Origin of the sequence: Actinacidiphila yanglinensis, assembly GCF_900107965.1 — a bacterium.
Taxonomy (GTDB): Bacteria; Actinomycetota; Actinomycetes; order Streptomycetales; family Streptomycetaceae; genus Actinacidiphila; species Actinacidiphila yanglinensis.
Window position 1 is genome coordinate 1 of sequence record NZ_FNVU01000012.1, and the last position, 24,435, is coordinate 24,435.

A 24,435-nucleotide genomic window follows, 5' to 3' on the forward strand; every position below is an offset into this window, starting at 1 on the left:
GACGTCGGTGACGCCGAGGATGTCGATGAGGAATTCGGTGAGTTCGTAGGTGCGGGGGGTCAGGGAGGCGGCGGCGTCGGCGAGTTGGGTGCCGCGGCCTTCTGCGTGGGCTTTGGCGCCGATGCGGGGGTAGTTGTCGCGGATCATCGCGGCGCAGGAGCCGGAGGGGGTGACGATGTAGTCGTAGCCGTGGAAGGCGTGGGCCATCCGGCGGACGAGGGGTTCGGTCTCGTGGCGGTAGCCGGTGTTGAACTGGGGCTGTCCGCAACAGGTCTGGGCGGGCGGGAAATCCACCTCCACCCCCAACCGCTCCAGGAGCCGGACGGTGGCCCATCCGGTGCTCGGGTACAGCGCGTCGTTGACGCAGGTGAGGAAGAGGGCGACGCGCATGCGGCTCCTTCGGGGTACGGGACGGCTGCGGTCGGGGGCGCGCGGCGGTCTCAGGCGAGGCCGACGCGGGCGCCGGCGGCGGCCCAGGCGCGCTGGTCGCCGCCGGGCCGGTAGTGCCGCAGGTGCTGGGTGCCGGCCACCAGCCGGCGCATGGCGGCGCGGTCGTCGACGAGGCCGTGGGCGCGGGCCTGCACGAGGATGTTGCCGAGGGCGGTGGCCTCGGTCGGTCCGGCCACCACCGGCAGCCCGAGGGCGTCGGCGGTGAACTGGCACAGCAGGTCGTTGCGGCTGCCCCCGCCGACCAGGTGCACGACGTCGAGGTCGCGGCCGGAGAGCTCCGCTGCCGCGCGCAGCGTCGCGCGGTGCGCCAGCGCCAGGCTCTCCAGGATGCAGCGCACCATGGCGGCCTGGTCGGCGGGCGCACGCTGTCCGGTGCGCTCGCAGTAGGCCGCGATCCGGGCCGGCATGTCGCCGGGCGCCATGAACTCCGGCGCGTCCGGGTCGATCAGCGCGGCGAACCGCGGCGCTTCGGCGGCGCGGGCCAGCAGCGGTGCGAGGTCGGTCGGCAGTCCTTCGGCCTGCCAGGTGCGCAGCGTCTCCGACAGCAGCCACAGTCCCATGATGTTGCGCAGGAACCGGAAGGTGCCGTCGATGCCGCGCTCGTTGGTGAAGTTCGCCGCCCTGGACGCCTCCGTCACCACCGGGTCGTCCAGTTCGAGGCCGGCCAGCGACCAGGTGCCGCAGGAGATGTAGCCGAAACCGGGCCGGTCGGCCGGTACCGCGGCGACCGCGGAGGCGGTGTCGTGGGAGGCCACGGTCACCACGGGGGTGCCCTCGGCCAGGCCGGTCGCCCGCGCCACCTCCGGCAGCAACGGGCCGGCGAGCTCGCCGGGGTGCCGGATCGGCGGGAACAGCCGCGGGTCGAGGCCGAGCCGTCCGATCAGGTCGCCCGACCAGGTCCCGGTCCCGGCGTCGAGCAGGGCGGTGGTCGACGCGTTGGTCAGCTCCGCGCCGACGGTGCCGGTCAGCCAGTGCACCAGCAGGTCGGGGATGAGCAGCAGGGTGCGGGCGGCGCCGAGTTGGGCGCTGCCGCGGGCGGCGGCGAGCTGGAAGACGGTGTTGAACGGCAGGTGCTGCAGCCCCGTCACGCGGTACAGCTCCTCGGCCGGCACCGTGTCCCACACCCGCGGCGCCGTGTCCTGGGTCCGGGTGTCGCGGTAGTGGTGGGGGTTGCCGAGCAGCCTGCCGTCGGTGTCGAGCAGCCCGTAGTCCACCGCCCAGGAGTCGACCCCCACCGACGCGACGCCGCCGGAGCGGGCCGCTTCCCGCAGCCCGTCCAGCACCCCCTGGTACAGGCCCAGGACGTCCCAGTGCAGGCTGCCGCCGACCTGGACCGGGCGGTTGGCGAAGCGGTGCGCCTCGCTGAGGTCGAGGTTCGCCGGGCCGACCCGGCCGACCATGACGCGGCCGCTGGTGGCGCCGAGATCGGCGGCGGCGAACGCGGACGGGAAGGCGGAGGAGGGGCTGGGGGGCACGGTGGTTACCTCGGGTGCGGTTCGGAGCGGTTCGGGGTGGCTCGGTACGGCGCCGAGCGGGGCGGCGGGGAGCGGTGTCGCGGGCGGTACGGCGGTGGACGGAACAGCGGTGAACGATGCGGCGGTCGGCGGTACGACCGCGCGGCGCGCGTACGGACGGTGCCGTACGCGCGCCGTGCGAACGGTCAGCGCAGGAACGCCGCCGCGACGCCCGCGTCCACGGGGATGTGCAGGCCCGTGGTGTGGGTGAGGTCGCCGCCGGTCAGCGCGAACACCGCGTTCGCCACGTGCTCGGGCAGCACCTCCCGCTTGAGCAGGGTGCGCTGGGCGTAGAACTCGCCGAGCTCGGACTCCTCGACACCGTAGACCGCCGCGCGCTGGGCGCCCCAGCCGCCGGCGAAGATGCCGGAGCCGCGGACCACGCCGTCGGGGTTGACACCGTTGACGCGGATGCCGTGCCCGCCCAACTCCGCCGCGAGCAGCCGGACCTGGTGCGCCTGGTCGGCCTTGGTCGCGGAGTACGCGATGTTGTTGGGGCCGGCGAAGACCGCGTTCTTCGACGCGATGTAGACGATGTCGCCGCCCATCTCCTGCTCCGTCATCACCTGGGCCGCCTCGCGGGAGACCAGGAACGAGCCGCGGGCCATGATGCCGTGCTGGAGGTCCCAGTCCCTGGCGGTGGTCTCCAGCAGCGGCTTGGAGATGGAGATGCCGGCGTTGTTGACCACCAGGTCCACCCCGCCGAAGGCGAGCAGCGCCTCCTCGAAGGAGGCCGCGATCTGCTCCTCCGAGGTGACGTCCACGGTCACCGCGACGGCCTTGTCCGGACCGCCCAACTCCTCCGCGACCGTGCGGGCGTTCGCCGCGTCGAGGTCGGCGACGACCACGCAGGCCCCCTCGGCCACCAGCCGGTGCGCGATGGCCTTGCCGATGCCGGAGCCGGCCCCGGTGACCAGCGCGATCCGGGTGGCCAGCGGCTTGGGAGCCGGCATGCGGCGCAGCTTGGCCTCCTCCAGCTCCCAGTACTCGATCCGGAACTTCTCCGACTCCTCGATCGGCCGGTACGTCGAGACCGCCTCGGCGCCGCGCATCACGTTGATCGCGTTGACGTAGAACTCGCCGGCCACCCGGGCGGTCTGCTTGTCCTTGCCGTAGCTGAACATGCCGACGCCCGGGATGAGCACGATCGCCGGGTCGGCGCCGCGCATCGCGGGGGAGTCGGGTGCGGCGTGCCGCTGGTAGTAGGCGGCGTACTCCGTGCGGTACTCCGCGTGCAGCTCCCGCAGCCGGGCCTTGGCCTCCTCCAGCGGTGTGGTGGGCGGCAGGTCCAGCACCAGCGGGCGGACCTTGGTGCGCAGGAAGTGGTCCGGGCAGGAGGTGCCGAGCGCGGCCAGCCGGGGGTGCTCGGCGCGGGAGAGGAAGTCCAGCACCTCGTCGCTGTCGGTGAAGTGGCCGACCTGCGGGCGGTCGGCGGAGGCCAGACCGCGCAGCAGCGGGGCCAGCGCGGCGGCCCGCGCCCGCCGCTCGCCGGCCGGCAGCGGCGCGAAGCCGTCGCGCGTCGGGCCGAACGGCTCGGCCTTGCCGCGCTGCTGGAGGAAGGTCTCGGCGGTGCGGATGATGTGCAGCGAGTTGCGCTCGCACTCCTCGCTGGTCGCGCCCCACGCCGTGATGCCGTGGCCGCCCAGCACGCAGCCGATCGCCTTCGGGTGGTCCTTCTTGACCGCGGCGATGTCCAGGCCGAGTTGGAAGCCCGGCCGCCGCCACGGCACCCACACCACGCTGTCGCCGAAGCACTCCTTGGTGAGCGCCTCGCCGTCGGCCGCGCAGGCCAGCGCGATCCCCGAGTCGGGGTGCAGGTGGTCGACGTAGGCGGCGTCGACCAGGCCGTGCATCGCGGTGTCGATCGAGGGCGCGGCGCCGCCCTTGCCGTGCAGGCAGTAGTCGAACGCGGCGACCATCTCGTCCTCGCGCTCCACGCCCGGGTAGACCTCGGTGAGCGCACGCAGCCGGTCCAGCCGCAGGACCGCCAGGCCCGCCTCGCGCAGCGTGCCGAGGTCGCCGCCGGAGCCCTTGACCCACATCAGCTCGGTGTCGGCGCCGGTGACCGGGTCGGGCGCGGTGCCCTTCGCGGAGGTGTTGCCTCCCGCGTAGTTGGTGTTGCGCGGGTCGGCGCCCAGCCGGTTGGAGCGCGCGAGCAGGTCGGCTGCCTCGGGGGAGAGGGTCATGACGGTCGTCTTCCTTCGGGTCCGTGTGGGGTTCCGGGTCGGGTTCCGTGTGGAGTTCCGGGTCGTGGGGCGAGCGGGTCCGGGCCGGGGCCGGCCGGTGCGGCGCCGGCCGGGGTCACGCGCCCCAGCCGGCCTGGGTGCCGCCGACCCGGTCGGCGACGATCCGCTGCTGGTGGCCGGAAGCACGGTAGGCCGCCAACGGGTCCGGGTCGAGGCCCTGTTCGGCGCGGACCTCGGCGAGCAGCGGCCGGACGTCGGTGTTGTACGCGTCCATCAGTACCGCGTTGCCGCCCAGCACGTCGCCGGCCGCCTGCGCGGCGCGCAGCGCGTCGAGATCGACCAGCAGCGCCTTGGCGGTGGCCTCCTGGACGTTCATCACCGAGCGGATCACCGCGGGGATCTTGCCCTCGATGTTGTGGCACTGGTCGAGCAGGAACGCCACCCCGGTCTCGGGCGCGAAGCCGCCGTTCTTGGCGACCTCGTGCAGGATCCGGAACAGCTGGAACGGGTCGGCCGCGCCCGCCATCAGGTCGTCGTCGGCGTAGAAGCGGGAGTTGAAGTCGAAGCCGCCGAGCTTCTTCTGACGCAGCAGGAACGCCACGATGAACTCGATGTTGGTGCCCGGCGCGTGGTGCCCGGTGTCCACCACGACCTGCGCCCGCTCGCCCAGGGCAAGGCAGTGCGCGTAGGAGGTGCCCCAGTCCGGTACGTCCGTGGTGTAGAACGACGGCTCGAACAGCTTGTACTCCAGCAGCATCCGCTGCTCCGCGCCGAGCCGTGCGTACACCTCGGCGAGTGCCTCGGCCAGGCGGTCCTGGCGGGCGGTGATGTCGTCCTGGCCGGGGTAGTTGGTGCCGTCGGCGAACCACAGCTTGAGGTCCCGCGAGCCGGTGGTGTCCATGATGTCGACGCACTCCAGCAGGTGGTCGACGGCCTTGCGGCGCACCTTCGGGTCGGGATGGGCCACCGATCCGAGCCGGTACACGTCGTCCTGGAAGGTGTTCGCGTTGATCGCGCCCAGCCGCACGCCGCGTTCCTTCGCGTGCCGCGCGAGGGCCGTGTAGTCCTCGACGCGGTCCCACGGGATGTGCAGCGAGACCACCGGGGCGACCCCGGTCACTGCGTGCACCTGCGCGGCGTCGTCCACCTTCTCGAACGGGTCCCGGGGCACGCCCGGCTCCGCGAAGACCTTGAACCGGGTGCCCGAGTTGCCGTACCCCCACGACGGGGTCTCGATCACCTGGGACTTCAGCGCCGTCTTGACCGCCCGCAGCTCAGGCATGCGGGGCCTTCCGGGGAGACCTTGAAATGAATCGATTCACGGCTTGAACATAAGTGTCTGCCGCAGCGCTGTCAAGACATCCGCCGACCGATCCACGGCTGGTGGAATCGGCCTCTACGGCAGGGTGTTCGGTGCCGTCGGGCGACCGCTCCCGGGCGGATCCAGGGGGAGCGCGATGAATCATTTCACGCCGGGGGCGCGCGGGCGGCGCGCCGCGCGGGTTGTGGGGGGCGTTGCGCGAGTGGGACGCTGGGCGCGGCGAGCCGGCGACGACGCGGGCGACCGGCGCCGTCGCGCACGGGCCTGGTGGCGGTGGGGCGAACGGTGCGGGCCATCGACACGGGGGACGGGGTCGTGGTGAACGCGAATCGGTTACGGGCGGACCGGTGGCGGCGGGAGCGGACGGTAGGGCGCCCGGGCGCCCGGGCCTGGCTGCACGCGTGCGGAGTTCTGCTGCTGACCCTGTTCTTGACCGTCGGCATGGCACCGCAGGGCGTGGCCGGGGGGAAGGCGTCCCCGAAGGCCACGGCGACGGCGAAGAAGCCGGCCACGAAGAAGCCGCGCTCTCCCAGCGCAGAGGGCACCGATCTGTCCAAGACCTCCACCAACCCCCTGCTGAGTCCCGCGCTCCTGCCCGTCGAGAACCTGAGAATGGCCCTGTACGAGAACCTCACGGACGACAGGGAATCGGCCTTCAACCACGCGCGCAACGGTGCCGTCGTCTTCCTCAATCCCTTGCTGCTCACGCCCGGGCAACGCGACAAACTGAACTCCTACGTGCCGAACTACGGCCACACCGCCGCCTGGGCCGTTTCCGTCGCGCTGCTCGATCCGCTGAAGGAATACCTGTCACCTGACGTCGTCGACCAGTTGGAGAAGGCGGGCTACCCGCACCTGTACACCCTCTCCGCGCTGAACACCCCGACGAAATCCAAAGGGGAGGACGCTGCCAAGGGGGTGCACTCCGAGCCGACGCTCCAAGGACTGCTCGACGAGCTCGACATCCCCTGGCAGGCGATAGCCCTGGCCGGTTCCGAGCGCCAGCAGTGCGGCCAGTGCGCCCCGCTCTACCACCCGGAGACGCCGCTGGTCTTCGGACGCGCGTACGGCCTCAGCGCGGCGGATATCGCGCAGGAGAAGCAGCTGATCGCTGTCGCACGCCAGCAGGCCGCGGCCAAGGGGGCGTCCGAGAAGGTCGCGCAGGAGCGCGTCGAGAAAGTGTTCGACCAGAAGCGTGACACCCGCAACGGCAAGGCTCTGGAAAAGTTGTCGACCGACGTCAGCGAGGCGCGGAAGAAGCTGGAGAGCCAGCCCGGCAAGGTGAAGCGGCTCTTCGCCACTCCGTCGCAGTCCCCCTGCCAGAAGGCCGGTGCCCTGCCGCAGTCCGGGGGCGGGGGCGGCGGGGGCTCGCCGGACCTCGTCCTCGCGGCGGCCACGATCCGGGCCGCCGGGCCCTGCGACGGGGAGGACGACGAGTCCGCGGGCGCCGCGAACTCCACCGGCCTCGGCCCGGCCCTCACCCAGCAGGACCTGGCCAACGGCGGCATCGACTTCTCCACGCTGGAACTGCGCTACCTCGCCGACCCCGGGGACGGCAGCGGCCTGCAGTACTCCTTCAGCGCCGGCCTCGATCCGATGCACGGCGACAACCGCCGGACCACCGGCGCCTCGGCGGCGAGCCTGAGCTCCGACGCGTTCTTCACGTGGCTGGAGCTGAACCCCTCCGCGTTCTGGGTCAACCTCAACCCCACCGAGCCGGACCGGATCGTCGACAGCAAGCTGGGCCGTACCGACGCCGGGCGGATCATGCTCCAGGCCGACCTGGGGATGAAGAAGAGCATCGGCAAGCTGATCCACCCCGACTCCGCGCTGGGCCGGCAGTTCTGGGGCCGGATGGCGGGCACCTGCATGTCCTACCGCACGTGGATCGTGCCCGAACCGGCGAAGGTGCACCAGGACGGCGACAAGCTCTACATCCTCGACGCCCCCCTCAACGTCGAGATGGAGACGCAGTACCTCAAGGTGAAGGGCACGGCCGCCGCCGCGTCGTGCCCGAAGCAGGACAAGGCCACCGAGACGCACAACGAGCAGCTCTTCCGCAGCCTGGTGCTGCCCGAGCTGAAGAACGAGATCAACACCGCGCCCGAGTACGCCGATCTGCGCCGCGTCTACCTCGCCCGGGTCGCCGCCGAGTGGTATCGCGACCTGAGCGCGAGCAAGCACACGGCGTACGGCGACCTCGTCGACAAGGGGGACATCGACGACTGGACCACCGCGACGAGCTGGAAGCCCACCGACACCTTCCACGCCTACGTCGACTCCTACACCAAGGGCGAGTTCAACGTCACCCGCAAGACCACCGAGGGCGACACGGTCTCCACCCGTACCTACGTGTACGGCGGGGTCGACCTGACCAAGGTCCCCTTCCAGAAGGTGAGCGACAGCAGCTTCAAGAAGCAGTACGCCCACCTGCCCAAGAGCGTGGGCCAGTCGCTCGACCAGCCCGCCACGGACACCGCTTCAAGCACGGTGTGGCTCGGCGCGCCCACCCCCAAGCAGGTCGCGGCGGCCACCGCGCACCACGGCATCTCCGCCCGCTCCTTCGTCCCGGTGATCCGGCTGCTCCCCGAACTGGCCCTGCTCGTCCTGGTGGTGGTCTTCTGGCGGCGCCGCCGGCTCGCCGCCGCCGGGCCGTCTGGCCGCGGCGGGCGGTTCCGCCGGGCCGGCCGCACCTCCCATCGACCCCGCGACCGCACCCGCACGCGGCCGTGGGCGAGGCCGCGCGAGAAGGCCCGCAGCTCCGGGCCGGGACCGGCGCCGGGGCGCGGCGCGGAGCCGTCGCGGGTCGTGTCGCGGCCGGTGAGCGCCGTGCACGCCGCCCGCCCGGACGGCGCCGTGAAGGTGCCGCCGGGCACGGCGAAACCGGCGGCACCCGGCCCGGAGCCGCTGCCCGCCGCCGGGCACTTCACCCTCGACCACCTCGCGCGGGTCGTCCGCCACCTGGCCCGCCCCGAACTCGACCGCTTCGGGCCCAACGACGCGATGGTCACCGGTATCCGCCAGGCCCTGACCGCCGGGCGCCCGCTGGGCGAGGGCGAGGTCAACTTCCTGCGCCACCAGCTCACCGAGAGCGCGCTGATGGACGGCGGCGCGAGCGCCGAGGACGCGTACGAGGCCGCGCTGCGCAGCCACCCGGCGGCCCGCAACTACAGCCCCGAGGTGATCGACCGGTTCCCCGAGCTGTTCAACAACGCCTGGCGCCGCGCCTGGGGGATGGACCCGCGATGATCGTCAGCAGGCTGGGCGGGCGGCGTGCCGCGATCCGCCCCGAGGAGAACTCGGCCGTCTTCGCCGGCCCGCACACCGCGCGCCGCGAGCGGCCCGGCTCCGGCCGGCGCGGCCGGCCGGCCCGTACCGTCCTGGAGGTGCGCCGGTCGTACGGCGGGATGACGATGCGGGCCCTGCTCGGCGGCGCCTTCGTGCCCGGCGCGCCCGGCACCGGCACCGTGTTCGAGGTCCGGCACGGCACCCCCTGGGAACCCGGCGAGTCCGGAACCTGTCGCAGCGAGCTCGGCACGCCGCTGGTCGCCGGGCTGCCCTCGGACTTCGCCACCGCGGTGCTCGACGCCCTGGCGGGCACGCCCGCGGACCCGCCACTGCCGCCGGGAATCCTGCGGGTGGACCGCGCGGCCTTCGACCCCCTCGCCTCCAGCGAGGCGGCGTTCACCCTCACCGCGGCGCTGCTGCGCCAGGCCACGGACGCCCTCGCGCGCGGCGGCGACGCCATCGCGGTGACCCGGGCCGCGCTGAACCGCTGGTGAGCCCGCGGCGCGCGTCCGGCCCGCGGGTGGCCGGCGCCGGCGTCACCGACCGAACTTCGCGAGAGCCGCAGGGGTGACCGGGCTGAAGAAGTTGACCAGGTTGCCGTCGGGGTCGCGGAACAGCAGCGACCGGTTGCCCCAGGGCATCGTGGTGGGCTCGTTGACGAAGTCGGCGACGACGCCGGTGAGGTTCCGGTGGACGCGGTCCACGTCGTCGACGAGGAACTCGATGATCACGCTGTGGTTGTCGGCCGGGCGGGCGGAACCGGGTGCGAACAGCGGCACCGTGCGGGTGCTGCCGATGGCCAGGGTGGCGCCGGGGGTGGTGAGCTCGGCGAAGTCCTCGGTGGACCAGACCGCTTGCACCCCCGTGGCCTTCTCGTAGAACGCGACGAGGCGTGCGATGTCGCCGGTGATGATGCGGAGCGAGACGAGGTCCATGGTGTTCTCCGTAAGTGTCGGGCGGCCCGGGAGCCGGACGGGTCGAGCTGTTGCCTGCGCACGCTAGCCGCAATACCGGACAGAATCGGTCCGGTATTGCGGCTAGGCTCGGAGCATGTCCCGACCCACCGGCCGCGTGCTCACCCTCCTGGAGTTGCTGCAGTCCGGCGGCGTCCGGACGGTTGCCGAACTGGCCGACCGGCTCGGCGTCGACGGCCGCACCGTGCGGCGCTACGTGGACCACCTGATCGACCTCGACGTGCCCGTCGAGGCGGTACGCGGCCGATACGGCGGCTACCGGCTCGGCGCCGGCTACCGCCTGCCCCCGCTCATGCTCGGCGACGACGAGGCGCTGGCGGTGCTGCTCGGCCTGGTCGCCGGGCGCCGGGCGGGCCTGATGACGGCAGCGGACACGGCGGGCGAGACGGCGGCGGCCAAGATCCGCAGGGTGCTGCCCGAGCGCGTCGCCCGCCGGCTCGACGCCCTCCTGGAATCCCTCGCCTTCACGGATGCCCCCGGCGCGTTCGCCACCCCCGACGTCGAGGTGCTGCTCACCCTCGCCGACGCGGTCCGCCATCGCCGGCCGGTCGCCCTCACGTACACCGACCGCGACGGCCGGCGCGGCGCACGCACGCTGCACCCGTACGGGATCGTCGCCCACGCGGGCCGGTGGTACGTCCCGGGCACGGACCCCGGGATCGGCGCGGACCGGACCTTCCGGCTCGACCGCATCGAGGGCGCGCGGACCCTGCCCGGCTCGTTCGAGGTGCCCGCGGGCCCCGATCCGGCCGAGCGCGTGCTGTCCGGGTTCGCGACGGCCGCGTACCGGCATCAGGTGACCCTGCGGATCCACGGGACGGTCGCGCAGATCCGCGCCCGGCTCCCCGCCGGTGTCGCGAGCGTGGACGGCGTCGACAGCATGGACAGCATGGACGGCATGGACGGCATGGACGGGGCCGCGCCGTCGGCAGCCGCGGACCCGGCGGCCCAGCGCTGGCGGCGCGTCGAGCTGCGGGCGGAGCACCTCGACTGGCTGCCGCCGGTGCTCGCCTCCCTCGACCGGCCGTTCGTCGTCGAACGCCCGGCGGAACTGCGCGACCTCGTGCGCGCGTTCGCCGACCGCCTCGCGTCCTGCGCCGCGCCGCCGGACAGCGGGGAACCGCCGCCGGACCCCGCTTAGCGGTACGCCTCCGCGCGGGAGGCCAGCGCCAGGATGCGCCGGGCGCCCGCCACCACCGCGGGGTCCACGAAGCGGCCGTCGGGGAGGGCGAGCGCGCCGGGGGTGGCGGCGGCCGCCTCGACGGTCTCGCGGGCGGCGTCCACCTCGCGGGGGGAGGGGAGGTACGCGCGGGCGATGACCGGCAGCTGGCGCGGGTGGATCGCCGCGCGGCCCAGGAAGCCGAGCGCGCGGCCGCGCCGGCAGGAGGCGCCCAGGCCGTCGAGGTCGCGCACGTCCGGGTAGACGGACTGGGCGGGCGGGGCCAGCCCAGCCGCCCGGGCCGCCACCACCGCGCGCACCCGGGGCCAGGCCAGGCCCTCCTCGTCGGTGATGCCGAGGTCGGCCCGCAGGTCGGCCTCGCCCAGCGCCAGCCCGCGGACCGCCGGATCCGCCGTGGCGATGGCGAAGGCGTTCTCCACGCCCAGTGCCGACTCCAGCAGCGCGTACAGCCCGGGCGCGGCCGCGTCCGGCCCGGCCGCCCGGCGGTAGGCCGCGAGCACCGCCGCCACGTCGCCCGGCCCCGCGACCTTGGGCAGCCGCAGCCCGCCCAGGCCCGGCAGCCCGGCCAGCGCCGCCAGGTCCGCCGCGAACAGCGGTCCGTCCAGCGCGTTGATCCGTACGTGCACCGCCACCGGGCCGGGCACCGGTGCCGCCAGCAACTCGGCCGTGGCGGCCCGCGCGTACTCCTTGCGGGCCGGGGGGACCGCGTCCTCCAGGTCGACCAGCACCACGTCGGCGCCCGAGACCAGCGCCTTCGCGACCACGTCGGGGCGGTCACCGGGGGCGTACAACCAGGTCAGGGGAGTGCCGATCCGGTCGGTCCCGGCGCGTTCGAGGTCGGTGCTCACAGGGCGCCCTCCTGCCGCAGCGCGTCGATCCGCGCACCGTCCAGGCCGAGTTCGGTGAGGACGGCGTCGGTGTCCGCGCCGTGCGGGCGCCCGGTCCAGCGGATCGCACCGGGCGTACCCGACAGCCGGAACAGCACGTTCTGCATCCGCATCGGCCCCAACTCGGCGTCCTCCACGGACGCCACCGTGCCCAGCGCGCCGTACTGCGGGTCGGTCATGACGTCCCGCACGTCGTAGATCGGCGCGACCGCGGCCTGCGCCTTCTCGAAGGCGGCGATCACCTCGGCCCGGTCGTGCCCGGCGATCCAGGCGCCGACGGCCGTGTCGATCTCCTCGGCGTGCGCGGCCCGCCCGGTGCCGGTGGCGAACCACGGCTCGTCGACGAAGTCCGGTCGGCCGACCAGCCGCATCACCCGCTCGGCGACGGACTGCGCGGAGGAGGACACCGCCAGCCAGGCCCCGTCGGCCGTGCGATAGGTGTTGCGCGGCGCGTTGTTGGTGGAGCGGTTGCCCATCCGGGGCTGGACGTAGCCGAGTTGGTCGTACCAGATGAGCTGCGGGCCGAGCACGGCGAGCATCGGCTCGATGATCGCCATGTCCACCACCTGCCCGGCGCCGGTACGGTCGCGGCCGGCGAGCGCGGCCATCACGGCGTACGCGGTGGCGAGCGCGGCCACGGAGTCGGCGAGGCCGAACGGCGGCAGCGTCGGCGGCCCGTCGGGCTCGCCGGTCGCCGACGCGAACCCGCTCATCGCCTCGGCGAGCGTGCCGAAGCCGGGGCGCGCGGAGTACGGACCGAACTGCCCGAACGCCGTCACCCGCGCCAGCACCAGCCGGGGGTTGGCCGCCGAGAGCTCCTCCCAGCCCAACCCCCAGCGCTCCAGCGTGCCCGGCCGGAAGTTCTCGATGATGACGTCGGCGGACGCGGCGAGCTTCAGCAGGACCTCCCGCCCGCCGGGCGTCGAGAGGTCGAGCGTGATCGTGCGCTTGTTGCGGCCCAGGTGCTTCCACCACAGGCCCACGCCGTCCTTGCTCGGGCCGTGGCCGCGGGAGGGGTCGGGCTTGTGCGGGTGCTCGACCTTGACGACGTCGGCGCCGAAGTCGCCGAGGAGCGTCGCCGCGCTCGGGCCGGCGAACAGCGTGGCCAGGTCCAGGACCCGCATCCCTTCCAGCGGCCCGCCGGCGGGCGCCGGACCCGGCACCGCCGCGGCGGGCTCGGTCCGCGGCACCGGCACGGCCGGGCCGGGCACGGCCGGGGCCGCGGGGGCGTGGGTGGGGGCGTCGGACGGCGGGGTGGGAACGCGGGACCCGTCCTCCGGGCCCGGACGCGTACGGGGGTGGTGCATGGAAGCTACCTCTGGTTCTTCGGCTTCGGCTGGTGCTGTGGCTTCGGCTGTGGCTTCGGCTTCTGGCGGATGTGCCGGGCCGCCGGCGGGGCGGGCGCGGCGGCCTGGTCAGGTGGCAGCGGGCGGGCCGGCCTCGTTGGCGCGGCCGCGGGCACCCGCGGCAGCCCGCGCGTCGATCTCCGCGCGGACCGGCATCGAGGACGACGCGCCCTCGCGTTCCACCGACAGGGCGGAGGCGGCCGTCGCCCACTCCAGCGCACGTGCCGTCGGCCGGCCCTCGCCGAGCGCGACCGCGAGGGCGCCCACGAACGTGTCGCCGGCCGCGGTGGTGTCCACCGCCTTCGCCGGGAGCGCCGGCACGGCCAGCGGTTCGCGGCCCCGGGCGGCGTACAGGCAGCCGGCCGCACCGAGCGTCACCACCACCTCGGGCACCGCCTCCAGCAGGACGCGGGCCGCGGCGCGCGGATCCGACCGCCCGCTGAGCGCGGCGGCCTCGTGCTCGTTGGGCACCAGCAGGTCGGTCACCGCGAGGAGTCCGTCCGGCAGCGGGCGGGCCGGAGCCGGGGTCAGCACGGTCCGCACGCCGTGCCGGTGCGCGGCCCGCGCGCCCGCCAGCACGCCGTCCAGCGGCAGTTCGAGCTGGAGCAGCAGCGCGCCGGCCGCCGCGATGACGTCCTCGTCGCCGTCGGCGAGCCCGGTCACGGTGCCGTTGGCGCCCGGCACCACCACGATCGCGTTGTGGCCCTCGCCGTCGACCACGATGTGCGCGATGCCGCTCGGGCCCGGCACCGTACGCAGCGGGCCGGTGCCGACACCGGCGCCGTCGAGTGCGGCACGCAGCCGCGGGCCGAAGTCGTCCTCGCCGACGGCGCCGACGAAGCACACCGACCCGCCCGCCCGTGCCGCGGCGATCGCCTGGTTGGCGCCCTTCCCTCCGGCGACGGTGCGGAAGGACTCGCCGGTGACGGTCTCGCCGCGTGCGGGCGCCACCCGGGTGTAGGCGGCCAGGTCCATGTTGGCGCTGCCCAGGACCACGATCCGGGCGCGGGGCGGGGCTTCGGAGGTGTGGCTCCGGCCCGCGTGGCCGGGTCGTCCGGCGGCCCGTGGGGTGCCGGTCGCGCCCGTGGCGCCCGCGCCCTGGCCGGTGGCGGCGGTCGGATCGGTGCTCATCGGATGCCTTCCTCGGGGGTTCCCAGGGGGGAGGTGCGGCCGGTGGGGGTGTCGTGCCCGGGACGGTCCTGCCGGTGCGGGTCCTGCGTGGGCCGGTCCTGCCCGGGCGGCAGGACGGCCAGCGCTGCCGTGCGGCGGGCGAGGGCGTCGAAGCCGATGCCGTCGAACCCGCCGACCGTGCTGGCCAGCCGGTTCTTCAGCGGCCCGGTCCACTCCCCGGGCAGCGCGGCGGGCGAACCCGCCAGCAGCCCGGTGAGGGAGCCGGCCGTCGCGCCGTTCGAGTCGGTGTCCCAACCCCCGGACACCACACGGCAGATGGAGCCGGCGAAGTCGCCCTCGGCGTGAGTGAGGGCCGCCGCGAGCAGCGCCGCGTTGGGCAGCACGTGCACCCAGTGGTGGTCGCGGTAGCGGCGGTGCAGCTCGTCCACGACGGAGGCGAAGCCCTCCGGGGTGCCGGTCGGCTCGGCCCGGGCCAGCTCGATGCCGGACCGGACCGCCGCGGACAGCCTTGACCGGCGCGGCACCACCTGGAGGCCCGCCGCCAGGCACGCGTGCACGTCCGCGCCGCCGCCGGCCGCGCGCGCGACCGCCGCGGCGGCGAACATCGCCCCGTACACGCCGTTCGCGGTGTGGCTGAGCACGGCGTCGCGCCATGCCTCGTCCGCCGCCGCGGCCGGGTCAGCCGGCCGGGTCCAGCCGAAGACGTCCGCGCGGATCAGGGCCCCGATCCACTCCCGGAACGGGTTGCGCCAGGTGGCCGTGCGCGGCGGTTCGAGACCCGCCAGCAGGTTCCGGTACGCGATCCGCTCGGCGGTGAACGTGCGGCCCGCGGGCAGTTCGTCCAGCCACAGGGCCGCCACGTCCCGCGTGGTGAAGCCGTGGCCGTGCGCTTCCAGCAGCATCAGGCCCAGCAGTGGGTAGTTGAGGTCGTCGTCCTCGGGCATCCCGTCGATGTTCTCGGCGAGCGAGGTGGGGCGGCTGCGGCGGTTCCACGGGTAGCGGGCGGCGATCTCCGGGTCGAGGCCGATCTCGGTGAAGTAGCCGTGCACCGGCCAGTTCCCGGTCGACGCGGCGATCGCCCGGATGCCCTCCAGTGGCAGCTTCTCCACCGGCTTGCCCAGCACGCATCCGACCGCGCGGCCCAGCCAGCCCGCCTCCAGCCGCTCGGCCAGCTCCCGCGGCCGGTCCACCGGGCGCACGGTGGCCGGCGGGCCCGCGGCGGCGTGGACGCCGGCCAGGCCGGTCGGCTCCTGCTCCGCCAACGGCGAGTCCTGCGCGGCCAGTTCGTCCAGCAGCGTGTCCGCCAGCGCCCGCAGCCGGGAGTCCCCGGGCCCCGGCGAGGCCCCGGCCCGCTCCGGTGCCAGGTGCCCGCCGGCGGCCAGCCACCGTGCCTGCACCGCGCTCGCGTCCCGCCCGTCCTCCCCGGCCTGCCGCAACTCGTGGCCCACGAGGTCCTCCGGCTGCACCCAGGTCAGCCGCAGCTCTTCGCCGAAGCGGTTCTGCGGGGAAGCCGCGGCGCCGCCGTCCTCCCGGCCGGTCCCGGATTTCGGGTTGCCGGGGGTGGAACGGGCCGCTGTCGGGCGTTCGTTGCCGTTCGCGGCGGTGCGAGCCGACCCGGGGCGCGCCTCATCCCCCTCGGAACCGGTCATCGCCGGGCGCTCGTTGCCGTTGGCCGCCGTGCTCGCCGACCCGGGGCGCGGCCCGCCCGCTGCGGAACCTCCCTCCGCAGGGCGGGTGTTGCTGTCCCGGTGGGCGGGGCCGGTACCCGGTGCCGGTCGGGCGGAGGGCCCGGATGCACCGGCGGGCGCGGCGCCCGGGTGCGGGACGGGCGGCGGACCCTCCGCGGAGCGGCCACTCATCGGACGTCCGCCAGCGCGGTGAACGCGGCTTCGTGGGCGCGGCGGCGGGCGGTGTCGCGGCCGAACACCTCACGGGTGACGGCGGCGAGTTCGGCGGCCGGCGTGTGCAGGTCGAGGCGGCTGGCACGCGCCACCTCGTCGCTCCAGCCGGCGGGCACCGCGCCGGTGCCGCCGAGCGCGCCGGCGATGGCGCCGCTCATCGTGGCGATCGAGTCGCAGTCCCGCCCGTAGTTCACCGATCCGAGGACGGCCGGCTCGAACGAGCCGCCCGCCACCAGCAACATGCCCAGTGAGACCGGCAGTTCCTCGATGGAGTGCAGCCGGGACGGACGCCGCGCGCCGAGCGACGGCTCGCGGTAGCGGGGCCCGACCGTGTCGAACGGGGCGACTGCCTCGCGCAGCGGCACCAGCGCCTCCTCCCAGTCGTCGAAGCCGGTGGCGCGCTCGCACACCGCCTCGATCGCGGCGCGGGTGCCGTCCTTGGCGAGCGCCAGCGCCGCCTCGACCACGGAGGTGGCCGTCGCGCCCGGCGTGAACGCCGCGGCGACCGCGGCGGCGAACACCCCGGCGGCCTCCCGCCCGTAGGAGGACTGGTGCGGCGCGGCCACCTCCAGCGCCTCGGCGTAGGCGGCCGCGGGGTTCCCGGCGTTGACCACGCCGACCGGCGCCATGTACATCGCGGCACCGCAGTTGACGATGTTGCCGACGCCCGCCTCGCGCGGGTCGACGTGGCCGTAGTGCAGCCGCGCCACGATCCACTTCTCGGCCAGGAAGATCCGCTGGAGTGGAAGTGCCTCGGCCTCCAGTTCCGGAATCCACCGGGGTGTGCCGATCAGGTCGGGCACGAGGTGGTCGGCCACGCTGTACGCGTCGAGGTGGTCGCGGACCGTGGTGTAGACCCGCACCAGCGCGTGCGTCATGAGGGTGTCGTCGGTGACGTGCCCGTCACCCTTGTGGTAGGGCGCGATCGGGCGCGCGGTGCGCCACTCCTCGTGGAACGGGCCGACGATGCCGCGCACCCGGCCGCCGTGCCGCTCGGTGATCTGCTCGGGCGTCCAGCCCTCGACCGGGCCGCCGAGGGCGTCGCCGACAGCGGCACCGACGAGGCAGCCGGTGATGCGGTCCTCCAGCGTGAGTTTCATTTGCTTCCGGGTCCTTCCGTGACGGGCGTGGCGGGGGCGGTCGGTGCCAGAGGCGCCGGGGTGGGCGGGGTGGGCGGGACGGCGGGGGAGGCGCCCCGCGCGGCGGCGGGCGGGGCGTACGGATCGGCGTCGGGTTCGACCCCGGCCAGGCGCCCGGCGAGGTCCACGAGGTCGGTTCCGGCCAGCCGCGGCAGCGCGCAACCGGCCAGCGTCCGGCAGGTCTCCCGCCACGAGGCGGGCAGCTTCGCGGCGCCGGCCAGGGCGCCGGCGAGCGCGCCGGCCAGGGCGGGCGCGGAGTCCGCCACCCGGGACAGGCAGGCCGCGGACGGCACCGCCTCCTCGACCGCGCCGTCGGCGGCCAGTACCAGGGCGAGCGCCACCGGCACCGTCTCCGCGGCGGCGATGCCGTAGCTGTAGACGTGGTCCACGATCTGGTGCTCCAGCAGCGGGACCAGGCCGAACGCCTGGGCGTGGCCGCCGGGTTCGGCGGCGCGCGCGGCCCTGGCAAGCGCGACCGCGTGCTCGGCGTTGCGGGAGATCTCCGAGCCGGCCGGCAACTCGCGCAGCGCGGCCCGGACGCAGTCGGCCGCGGGAGCACCGGCCAGCGCGAGCGAGACCGCCGCGGCCATCGCCCGGGCGCCGTGCACCCCGTCCTCGTCCTGCGTGTAGCGGGCGTCGTACTCCGCGAGGTCGGCGGCGGCGGCCGGGTCGCCCGGGTGCACCACGGCCAGCACGCAGGCGCGCCCGCAGGCGGCGTCGTCGAAGAAGTGCGGGTTGTCGTGACCGGTGGCGGGCGGGCGCAGCCCCGTCGCCAGGTTGCCGAGCCCGGCGCGCACGGAGATGCGGGCGCGCAGCGGGATCACCGCGGACTCCACCTCCGACGCCCGGGCCGCCGCGGTGGAGATCTCCGCGGCCAGCGACATCCAGGCCAGGTCCACCGCGGCCCGCACCCGGCGGTCACGGCTCAGGTCGCTCAGCTGCGCACCGCGCGCGGACAGCACCGACTCGGCGGTGAACGCCGCCCATTCGGCGTCGTCCGACGGCCCCAGCCGCAGCGGCTCGGGCGGCTGGTTCAGCGCGATCGGCACCGGCAGGGTGGTGGTCGCGTTCTGCTCGGCGAAGGTGTCCAGCTCGCGGGTCAGTCGCCGGGTCCACTCCGGCATTCGCGCGGCCCGGTGCCGCGCCGCCGGCCAGCCGGCGGCGTCGCCCGCGGCGAGGCCGAGCAGCAGCCCTTCGACGCGGTCGCGCGCCACGCAGTCCGAGGGCGTCCGCGCCTGCGTCCGGGTCTGCGCCTGTGCCTGTGTCAGGGCCTGCGCGCCGTGCGGGGCCTGCGCGGGGACCGCCTCCTGCCCGGTACGGGGGGTCATGACGCCACCTGGTGGGCCGCGCCGGCGACCGGCTCCTCGGGGGCGAGCAGGTCGGCGATGTCGCGGACGTGGTAGCCCGCCATCGACGGCAGGCAGCTTCCGGTGACCGGCTTGATCGCGTCCGACCAGCGCGCGGGGATCGCGCCCAGGCCGCCGAGGGTGCCGGCGAGCGCGCCCGCGACGGCGGCGGTGGTGTCGGCGTCGCGGCCCATGTTGACCGCGGTGAGCACTGAGCCGGTGAAGTCGCCGCCGGCCAGGGCGAACGCGCCGAAGGCGAGGCCGACCGCCTCGGGTGCGAGGTCGGTCCAGGGGTAGCCGCCGATGACGACGGCCGAGCGCAGCGCGCGCTCGCGGTCCAGCACGCTCAGCGTCGGGTCGAGCCGCACCCGGCGGGCCACGGTCACCGCGCGCCGCAGCGAGCGGGCGGTCCAGGAGTCCTCGGGCACCACGGACAGCGCGGCGGTGATCACGGCGGTGCAGTCCCCGCCGGTCATCGCCGCGGCCACTCCGGCCGCGACCGCCTGGCCGCCGTAGATCCCCTCGCCCTCATGGCTGACGGTCCCGTCGATCGCCACCAGCCGGGCGGCCTCGGCGGGGCGGCCCGCGGCGAACACGCCGTAGGGCGCCGCGCGCATCGCCAGACCGTCGCTCCACGCGTGCCGGTGCTGGGCGGTGATGGGTGAGGCCAGGCCTCGGCGCAGGTTCTCCAGGGTGCCGCGCTCGCTGAACCCGGCGCCGCGGAACGCCCCTTCGTCGCGGTCGGCGATCCACACGTGCCAGGCCGCCTCGACGTCGCCGGTGGTGAGCGCGGCGCCGTAGCGGGCGAGCAGCAGCCCGGAGAGGATGGCGTACTCGGTGTCGTCGGTGCCCGCCGGGTCCTCGCTGACGAAGTCCTCGATACGGCCCCAGCGCCGGCGGATCTGCGACGGCTTCATGTTCTCGGCCGGCGCCCCGAGGGCGTCGCCGACGGCCAGCCCGGTGAGCGCGCCGCGCGCGTGGTCACGGGAGCTGCCGGGGACGGGACGCGGGCGGCCGGTGCCGCCCGGTGGAGGGGCGAGGGCGGTGCCGGTGGCGCCCGGTGCGGTGGGTGCACCGGAGGGACCGCTTGCGTCAGAGGCGCTGGGTGAGGCGGGAGTTGTGCTCATGCCGTGCCATTTCCTGGTGAGTACTGCTGCGTGGAGCGTGGGTTGGGTGCCCTGCGGATGCGGGCCCCGGGCGGCGGGCGCGGCGGCCGGAGCGCTCTGCGGAACACGGTGTGCGGACTCCTCGGGTGTGGATACGGATCCGGAGAGGGAGCGGATACGGGTCGTGGGGCGGGGGCCGGAGGGGCGCGCCCGGCGTACGGGCGCGCCCCGCGGCGTCATTCCCGGTAGCGCTCGAAGACCCGGTTGCCGTCGCGGACCAGCTTTCCGCGCAGCGAGTCGAGCCCTATCGCGCCGCTGTAGTACTGCTGGAGCGCCGGCGTGGCGATCTTGTCCGACCACTCGGGGTACCCGCGCGAGCCGAGCGCGGGTGACGCGGTCAGATGGCTGGCCAGCGCCATGCCGGTGCTCCACCCGAGCTTGGTGGTGGTCAGCGACGGGTCGCGGAGCGCGGCGGTGCCGGTCGGCGGCATCCAGTCGCCCTGCGCGAGCTGCACCAGGTGCGGGGTCTGCGTCATGAAGTCGATGAACTCCACCGCTGCCTGCTGGTGCTTGCAGGACTTCGCCACCGACAGGGTCTGCGGGCTGACCCCCTGGGCCCGCCCGCCGTCGGGCGCGTGCGTGCCGACCGGCAGCGGCAGGGTGACCCAGTCGAAGTTCTTGGGAGCCTGCTGCTGGATCTGCTGCCGGTAGGAGAAGTCCAGCGGCAGCATGGCGTACCGCCCGGCGAAGAAGCCGGGCAGGACGTCGCCGCCGCCGAGCGCCAGCGCGCTGGACGGCGCGGACCGGTCGGTCCTCACCTGCCGGCGGACCATCTCGGCGAAGGCCGAGTCGGCGGTGCCGAACCGCACCTCGGTGTGGCCGCTGCCCTCGTCCTTGTAGAGGATGCGGCCGCCGGTGGTCAGCGACAGGTTCAGCGTCACGGACACCGGCGAACTCATCGGCCAGGCCGTGCCGTACCGCTCGGCGGAGCCGCCGCCGTGGTGGGACAGCTCCCGGCAGATGTCCTCGAACTCCTGCCAGGTCCACGGGTGCGTGTCGTCCGGCAGCCGTACGCCCGCCTTGACCAGCAGCGTCCGGTTGGCGATCAGCACCCGCGGCTCCTGGAGGAACGGCACGCCGTACACCCCGCCGTTGAACCGCGCGGTGTCCCAGGTGGCCTGCGGGATGCGGCTCTTCAGGCCGGCGGGCAGCAGGTCCGTCAGGTCGGCGAGGTAGCCGCCGAACCCGAAGTCGGTGAGGTCGATCCCCTCGTCGTGGATGATGTCCGGCGCGGCCCCGCCCTCGAAGGAGGTCAGCAACTGGTCGTGGACGTCGTCCCAGCTGCCCTGGACGTAGCGGACCTGCACCTCGGGGTGTCGCTGGTTCCACTGCGCGACCAGGGCCTTGTTCGCCTTCACCGACTCCGTCTGCCAGGCCAGCGACAGGAAGTCCAGCCGCGGCACGCCCGAGCCGGCGGAGGAGCCGCAGGCCGACAGCAGCGACCCGGAGCCGGCCACCGCGGCGGTGGCCGCGGCGCCGGTCAGAAAGGTACGGCGGCGCATCAGCCCTTCACCGCCCCGGTCATCATGCCGCCGACCAGGCGGCGCTGCAGCAGCGCGAAGAACAGCAGGCTGGGCAGGGTGGCCAGCACCGACGCGGCGGCGAGCGGGCCGAGGTCCGCGGCGCCCTCGGCGCCCAGGAAGTGGGTCAGGATCACGGACATCGTCTGCTTCTCCGGGGACTTGAGCAGGACCAGGCCGAAGAAGAACTCGTTCCACGCGGTGACGAAGGAGAACATCAGCGTGGCCACCAGGCCCGGGGTCAGCAGCGGCAGCACCACGCTGCGCAGCGTGCGGGCGCGGCTGCACCCGTCGATCGCGGCGGCCTCCTCCAGCGAGACCGGCACCGCCTTGACGTAGCCCTGGAGCATCCACAGAGCGAACGGCAGCGTCCACACCACGTAGACCAGGCCGAGGCCGAGCCGGGAGTCGACCAGGTGCAGGTTCTTCAGCACCATGAACAGCGGGATGATGATCAGCACCAGCGGGAACATCTGGCTGACCAGGATCCAGCCGGTGCCGGCCCGGCTGACCAGCGACCGGAAGCGCACCATCACGTACGCCGCGGGCACCGCGATCGCCACCGACACGACCGCGGAGATCCCGGCCACCATCAGGCTGTTGAGGGCCGCGTGCAGCAGCGGCTGCTCGTCGAACGCGGTGCGGAAGTTGTCCAGCGTCGGGTGCTTGGGCAGCCAGGTCGGGTGCACCGAGCCGAGTTCCTGCGGGGACTTGAAGGCGGTCGACACCAGCCACAGCAGCGGGAAGGCGAGGAAGACCACGTAGCAGAGCAGCGCGAGGTACTGCCCCGCGCGCCCGGCCCGGCGGCGGGCCTTGCGACGTCCGGCGCCCGCGGACGCCGGGGGAGCGGGTGCGGCGGTCACGCCGGCCGCGTCGGTCGCGCTCATGACTCGTCCTCCTTCAGGCGGTTGCGCAGGAACACGGCCAGCAGCACGGCGATCACCGCGACCATCACCAGGCCCATGGCCGCCGCGTAGCCGAACTGGCCGTAGCGGAAGGCCTCGTCATAGGCGAAGAGCATCGGCAGCTCGGTCTTGCCGCCGGGTCCGCCACTGGTCAGCACGTAGACCAGGCCGAAGGAGTTGAAGTTCCAGATGAAGTTCAGCGCGGTGATGGACAGCACCACCGGCTTGAGGGTCGGCCAGGTCACGGTGGTGAACCGGCGCCACAGCCCGGCGCCGTCCAGGCTCGCGGCCTCGTGCAGTTCCAGCGGGACGTTCTGCAGGCCGGCCAGCAGCACCACGGTGGTCTGCGGCATGCCCGCCCACACGCCCACCACGATCACCGCGGGCAGCGCGAGCGACAGGCTCGACAGCCAGTCGGTGGTGCCGTCGGTCAGATGCAGGTGGTGCAGCGTGTTGTTGAGGATGCCGGCGTCCGGGTTGTAGACCAGCCGCCACATGATGCCGACCACCACCTCGGGCATCGCCCAGGGCACCAGGGCCAGCGTCCGGGCCAGCCAGCGCAGCCGCAGGTTCTGGTTGAGCAGCAGCGCCAGGCCCAGCGACATCAGGAACTGGAGCACGGTGACGCACACCGCCCACAGCAGGCCGATCCGGAACGACTGCCAGAACAGCGAGTCGAGCCTGAGGTCCTTGAAGTTGGCGATGCCGTTGAAGGACGTGGCGTGGGTGACGCCGGACTGGGCGTCGGTGAAGGCGAGCGCGATCCCGTACAGCAGCGGGCCCACGCTCAGCACCAGCACCGGGATCAGCGCCGGCAGCAGCAGGAACCAGCCGTCCTTGTCCAGACCGAGCACCTTGCGCCGCGCGGCGGTCGAACGCGGCGGGGGAGTGCCCGCGCCCCGCCCGGTGCCGCGCCGCAGCCGCAGCGTCGCCCCGGCGCTCACGACGCACTCACCGATGCGGATGCGGACGTGGCGGTAGTTCCTGAGCCGGCGCCGCGACGGCGCCCCGGATCGGGATCGGGATGGGCCCGGGGATCGGAAGCGCGGTCGCGGTCGTGGTCGTAGTCCGGCTGGTCGTACGCAGTGGAGCCGCGTACGACCAGCCGGGCCGCGACGGTCTCGCACCGCACGTCGTGGTCCTCGCCGTCCAGCCGGGACAGCAGCATCTCGGCGGCGATCCGGCCGCGTTCGGCCGAGCCGAGGTCCACGCTGGTCAGCGCGGGGTGGCTGGCCCGGGCCAGCTCGCTGTTGTCCATGCCCGCCACCGCCAGATCCTCGGGTATCCGCAGGCCCCGGTCGTGGGCGGCGTGCACCGCGCCCAGCGCGAGCTGGTCGTTGGCGCAGAAGACGCTGTCGATGCCGGGGGCGGCGTCCAGCAGCCGGTGCATCGCCGCGGCGCCCGCGCTGATGTCGAACTCGGTGGTGACGGTGAGCGCCGGGTCGTGCTCCAGGCCGGCCTCGGCCAGCGCGGTGCGGTAGCCGAGGCTGCGGTTGCGTCCCGGCACGGTGTCCGCCGGGCCGTTGATGAAGGCGGTCCGGCGCCGCCCGCTCGCCAGCAGGTGCCGCATCGCGAGCAGCGTGCCGGACACCGAGTCGGCGCGCACGCTGTCCACCGGTGCCTCGTCGGGCAGCGACCCGATCACCACCACCGGCCGCGCCGCGGCGGCCATGACGTCCAGGTGCTCGCCGGTCACCCGGATCGGCACCAGGATCAGCCCGTCGCTGGTGCGGTCGGCCAGGCTGCGCACGACGTCCAGCTCGTCCTCGGCGACGGCGTCGGTGGAGTGCAGCAGCAGACGGTAGCCCAGCGGCTTCGCGGTCGCCTGTATCTGGCGGACCATCGAGACGTAGACGGGGTTCCCCACGTCGGGCATCGCGAAGGTGAGCTGCCGGGTGCGGCCGCCCTTGAGTGACCTGGCCACGCCGTTGGGCACGTAGCCGAGTTCCGCGGCGGCCTGTTCGACCCGCCGGACCGTGTTGGGGCGGGCGCCGTGCCCGTTCAGCACCCTCGACACCGACGCGATCGAGACCCCGGCCCTGGCGGCGATGGTCTCGACGGTCGGCGGTCCGGCGGCCGAAGTCGTCATGATCGTCCTTTCTGCTGAACCGGCAACCGAACTGTAAACGTTTACAGTTCGCTCCTGACAAGCCCCTCTCGGGGAGTGGTTTCCGACATGTT

General features: G+C 74.4%; 19 protein-coding genes. 3 read left to right on the forward strand and 16 right to left on the reverse strand.

Features of this window, described 5'->3' with window-relative positions:
* From C4U44_RS25250 to rhaI, 4 genes are all read right to left on the reverse strand, one after another.
* On the reverse strand, window positions 1–390 hold a 390-nt coding region (locus C4U44_RS25250), incomplete at its 3' end, for a (Fe-S)-binding protein (protein WP_146088335.1).
* A 50-nt stretch (window positions 391–440) separates the two neighbouring features.
* Window positions 441–1,850 (reverse strand): rhamnulokinase, encoded by a 1,410-nt coding sequence (locus C4U44_RS25255; RefSeq protein WP_103888495.1) that lies wholly within the window; start codon window positions 1,848–1,850, stop codon window positions 441–443.
* Between the two features lie 260 nt (window positions 1,851–2,110).
* On the reverse strand, window positions 2,111–4,150 hold the full coding sequence (locus C4U44_RS25260) for a bifunctional aldolase/short-chain dehydrogenase (protein ID WP_103888310.1): 2,040 nt from the start codon (window positions 4,148–4,150) through the stop codon (window positions 2,111–2,113).
* A gap of 115 nt (window positions 4,151–4,265) precedes the next feature.
* Window positions 4,266–5,432, reverse strand: a complete 1,167-nt coding sequence (gene rhaI, locus C4U44_RS25265; protein WP_103888311.1) for an L-rhamnose isomerase — start codon at window positions 5,430–5,432, stop codon at window positions 4,266–4,268.
* 354 nt (window positions 5,433–5,786) lie between these two features.
* On the opposite strand from rhaI, the gene C4U44_RS25270 reads away from it, so the two are divergent.
* A complete protein-coding gene (locus C4U44_RS25270; protein WP_146088336.1) occupies window positions 5,787–8,720 on the forward strand; it encodes a hypothetical protein in 2,934 nt (977 codons plus the stop codon).
* Entirely contained in the window at window positions 8,717–9,253 is a 537-nt protein-coding gene (locus tag C4U44_RS25275; RefSeq protein WP_103888313.1) for a hypothetical protein, read from the forward strand. The genes C4U44_RS25270 and C4U44_RS25275 overlap by 4 nt, the downstream gene beginning before the upstream one ends.
* A gap of 42 nt (window positions 9,254–9,295) precedes the next feature.
* On the opposite strand, the gene C4U44_RS25280 is transcribed toward C4U44_RS25275, so the two are convergent.
* Window positions 9,296–9,694, reverse strand: a complete 399-nt coding sequence (locus C4U44_RS25280) for a VOC family protein (RefSeq protein WP_103888314.1) — start codon at window positions 9,692–9,694, stop codon at window positions 9,296–9,298.
* Between the two features lie 115 nt (window positions 9,695–9,809).
* Between C4U44_RS25280 and C4U44_RS25285 the strand changes: the two genes are divergently transcribed.
* A complete protein-coding gene (locus C4U44_RS25285; protein ID WP_103888315.1) occupies window positions 9,810–10,874 on the forward strand; it encodes a helix-turn-helix transcriptional regulator in 1,065 nt (354 codons plus the stop codon).
* Here C4U44_RS25285 and C4U44_RS25290 read toward each other — a convergent pair.
* From C4U44_RS25290 to C4U44_RS25340, 11 genes are all read right to left on the reverse strand, one after another.
* Window positions 10,871–11,761, reverse strand: coding sequence for an HpcH/HpaI aldolase/citrate lyase family protein (locus C4U44_RS25290; RefSeq protein ID WP_235032337.1), 891 nt, complete (start codon window positions 11,759–11,761; stop codon window positions 10,871–10,873). The two genes, C4U44_RS25285 and C4U44_RS25290, sit on opposite strands and share 4 nt — an antisense overlap.
* Window positions 11,758–13,107, reverse strand: coding sequence for a CaiB/BaiF CoA transferase family protein (locus tag C4U44_RS25295; protein ID WP_200823396.1), 1,350 nt, complete (start codon window positions 13,105–13,107; stop codon window positions 11,758–11,760). The genes C4U44_RS25290 and C4U44_RS25295 overlap by 4 nt, the downstream gene beginning before the upstream one ends.
* 108 nt (window positions 13,108–13,215) lie before the next feature.
* Complete coding sequence (locus C4U44_RS25300) at window positions 13,216–14,121, reverse strand: ribokinase (protein WP_235032357.1); 906 nt, start codon at window positions 14,119–14,121, stop codon at window positions 13,216–13,218.
* A gap of 152 nt (window positions 14,122–14,273) precedes the next feature.
* Entirely contained in the window at window positions 14,274–15,926 is a 1,653-nt protein-coding gene (locus tag C4U44_RS25305; protein WP_103888317.1) for an ADP-ribosylglycohydrolase family protein, read from the reverse strand.
* Between the two features lie 206 nt (window positions 15,927–16,132).
* On the reverse strand, window positions 16,133–17,278 hold the full coding sequence (locus C4U44_RS25310; protein ID WP_103888318.1) for an ADP-ribosylglycohydrolase family protein: 1,146 nt from the start codon (window positions 17,276–17,278) through the stop codon (window positions 16,133–16,135).
* On the reverse strand, window positions 17,275–18,645 hold the full coding sequence (locus C4U44_RS25315) for an ADP-ribosylglycohydrolase family protein (protein WP_103888319.1): 1,371 nt from the start codon (window positions 18,643–18,645) through the stop codon (window positions 17,275–17,277). The genes C4U44_RS25310 and C4U44_RS25315 overlap by 4 nt, the downstream gene beginning before the upstream one ends.
* Window positions 18,642–19,790, reverse strand: a complete 1,149-nt coding sequence (locus C4U44_RS25320; RefSeq protein ID WP_103888320.1) for an ADP-ribosylglycohydrolase family protein — start codon at window positions 19,788–19,790, stop codon at window positions 18,642–18,644. The genes C4U44_RS25315 and C4U44_RS25320 overlap by 4 nt, the downstream gene beginning before the upstream one ends.
* A 215-nt stretch (window positions 19,791–20,005) precedes the next feature.
* Complete coding sequence (locus C4U44_RS25325; protein WP_103888321.1) at window positions 20,006–21,331, reverse strand: ABC transporter substrate-binding protein; 1,326 nt, start codon at window positions 21,329–21,331, stop codon at window positions 20,006–20,008.
* Window positions 21,331–22,236, reverse strand: coding sequence for a carbohydrate ABC transporter permease (locus C4U44_RS25330; RefSeq protein WP_103888322.1), 906 nt, complete (start codon window positions 22,234–22,236; stop codon window positions 21,331–21,333). The genes C4U44_RS25325 and C4U44_RS25330 overlap by 1 nt, the downstream gene beginning before the upstream one ends.
* A complete protein-coding gene (locus tag C4U44_RS25335) occupies window positions 22,233–23,198 on the reverse strand; it encodes a carbohydrate ABC transporter permease (protein WP_235032338.1) in 966 nt (321 codons plus the stop codon). Before C4U44_RS25335 ends, C4U44_RS25330 begins: the two co-directional genes overlap by 4 nt.
* The gene (locus tag C4U44_RS25340; RefSeq protein WP_103888323.1) at window positions 23,195–24,343 is read right to left on the reverse strand and encodes a LacI family DNA-binding transcriptional regulator; all 1,149 of its coding nucleotides are present in this window, start codon (window positions 24,341–24,343) and stop codon (window positions 23,195–23,197) included. The genes C4U44_RS25335 and C4U44_RS25340 overlap by 4 nt, the downstream gene beginning before the upstream one ends.
* Between the last annotated feature and the right edge of the window lie 92 nt (window positions 24,344–24,435).

Excerpts from the sequence above, each read along its gene's own strand:
- C4U44_RS25255 (WP_103888495.1), bottom strand. The coding sequence starts at position 1,850 with ATGGTCGGCCGGGTCGGCCCGGCGAACCTCGACCTCAGCGAGGCGCAC.
- C4U44_RS25260 (WP_103888310.1), bottom strand. The coding sequence starts at position 4,150 with ATGACCCTCTCCCCCGAGGCAGCCGACCTGCTCGCGCGCTCCAACCGG.
- rhaI (WP_103888311.1), bottom strand. The coding sequence starts at position 5,432 with ATGCCTGAGCTGCGGGCGGTCAAGACGGCGCTGAAGTCCCAGGTGATC.
- C4U44_RS25275 (WP_103888313.1), top strand. The coding sequence starts at position 8,717 with ATGATCGTCAGCAGGCTGGGCGGGCGGCGTGCCGCGATCCGCCCCGAG.
- C4U44_RS25280 (WP_103888314.1), bottom strand. The coding sequence starts at position 9,694 with ATGGACCTCGTCTCGCTCCGCATCATCACCGGCGACATCGCACGCCTC.
- C4U44_RS25285 (WP_103888315.1), top strand. The coding sequence starts at position 9,810 with ATGTCCCGACCCACCGGCCGCGTGCTCACCCTCCTGGAGTTGCTGCAG.
- C4U44_RS25295 (WP_200823396.1), bottom strand. The coding sequence starts at position 13,107 with ATGCACCACCCCCGTACGCGTCCGGGCCCGGAGGACGGGTCCCGCGTT.
- C4U44_RS25300 (WP_235032357.1), bottom strand. The coding sequence starts at position 14,121 with ATGGACCTGGCCGCCTACACCCGGGTGGCGCCCGCACGCGGCGAGACC.
- C4U44_RS25305 (WP_103888317.1), bottom strand. The coding sequence starts at position 15,926 with ATGACCGGTTCCGAGGGGGATGAGGCGCGCCCCGGGTCGGCTCGCACC.
- C4U44_RS25310 (WP_103888318.1), bottom strand. The coding sequence starts at position 17,278 with ATGAAACTCACGCTGGAGGACCGCATCACCGGCTGCCTCGTCGGTGCC.
- C4U44_RS25315 (WP_103888319.1), bottom strand. The coding sequence starts at position 18,645 with ATGACCCCCCGTACCGGGCAGGAGGCGGTCCCCGCGCAGGCCCCGCAC.
- C4U44_RS25320 (WP_103888320.1), bottom strand. The coding sequence starts at position 19,790 with ATGAGCACAACTCCCGCCTCACCCAGCGCCTCTGACGCAAGCGGTCCC.
- C4U44_RS25325 (WP_103888321.1), bottom strand. The coding sequence starts at position 21,331 with ATGCGCCGCCGTACCTTTCTGACCGGCGCCGCGGCCACCGCCGCGGTG.
- C4U44_RS25330 (WP_103888322.1), bottom strand. The coding sequence starts at position 22,236 with ATGAGCGCGACCGACGCGGCCGGCGTGACCGCCGCACCCGCTCCCCCG.
- C4U44_RS25340 (WP_103888323.1), bottom strand. The coding sequence starts at position 24,343 with ATGACGACTTCGGCCGCCGGACCGCCGACCGTCGAGACCATCGCCGCC.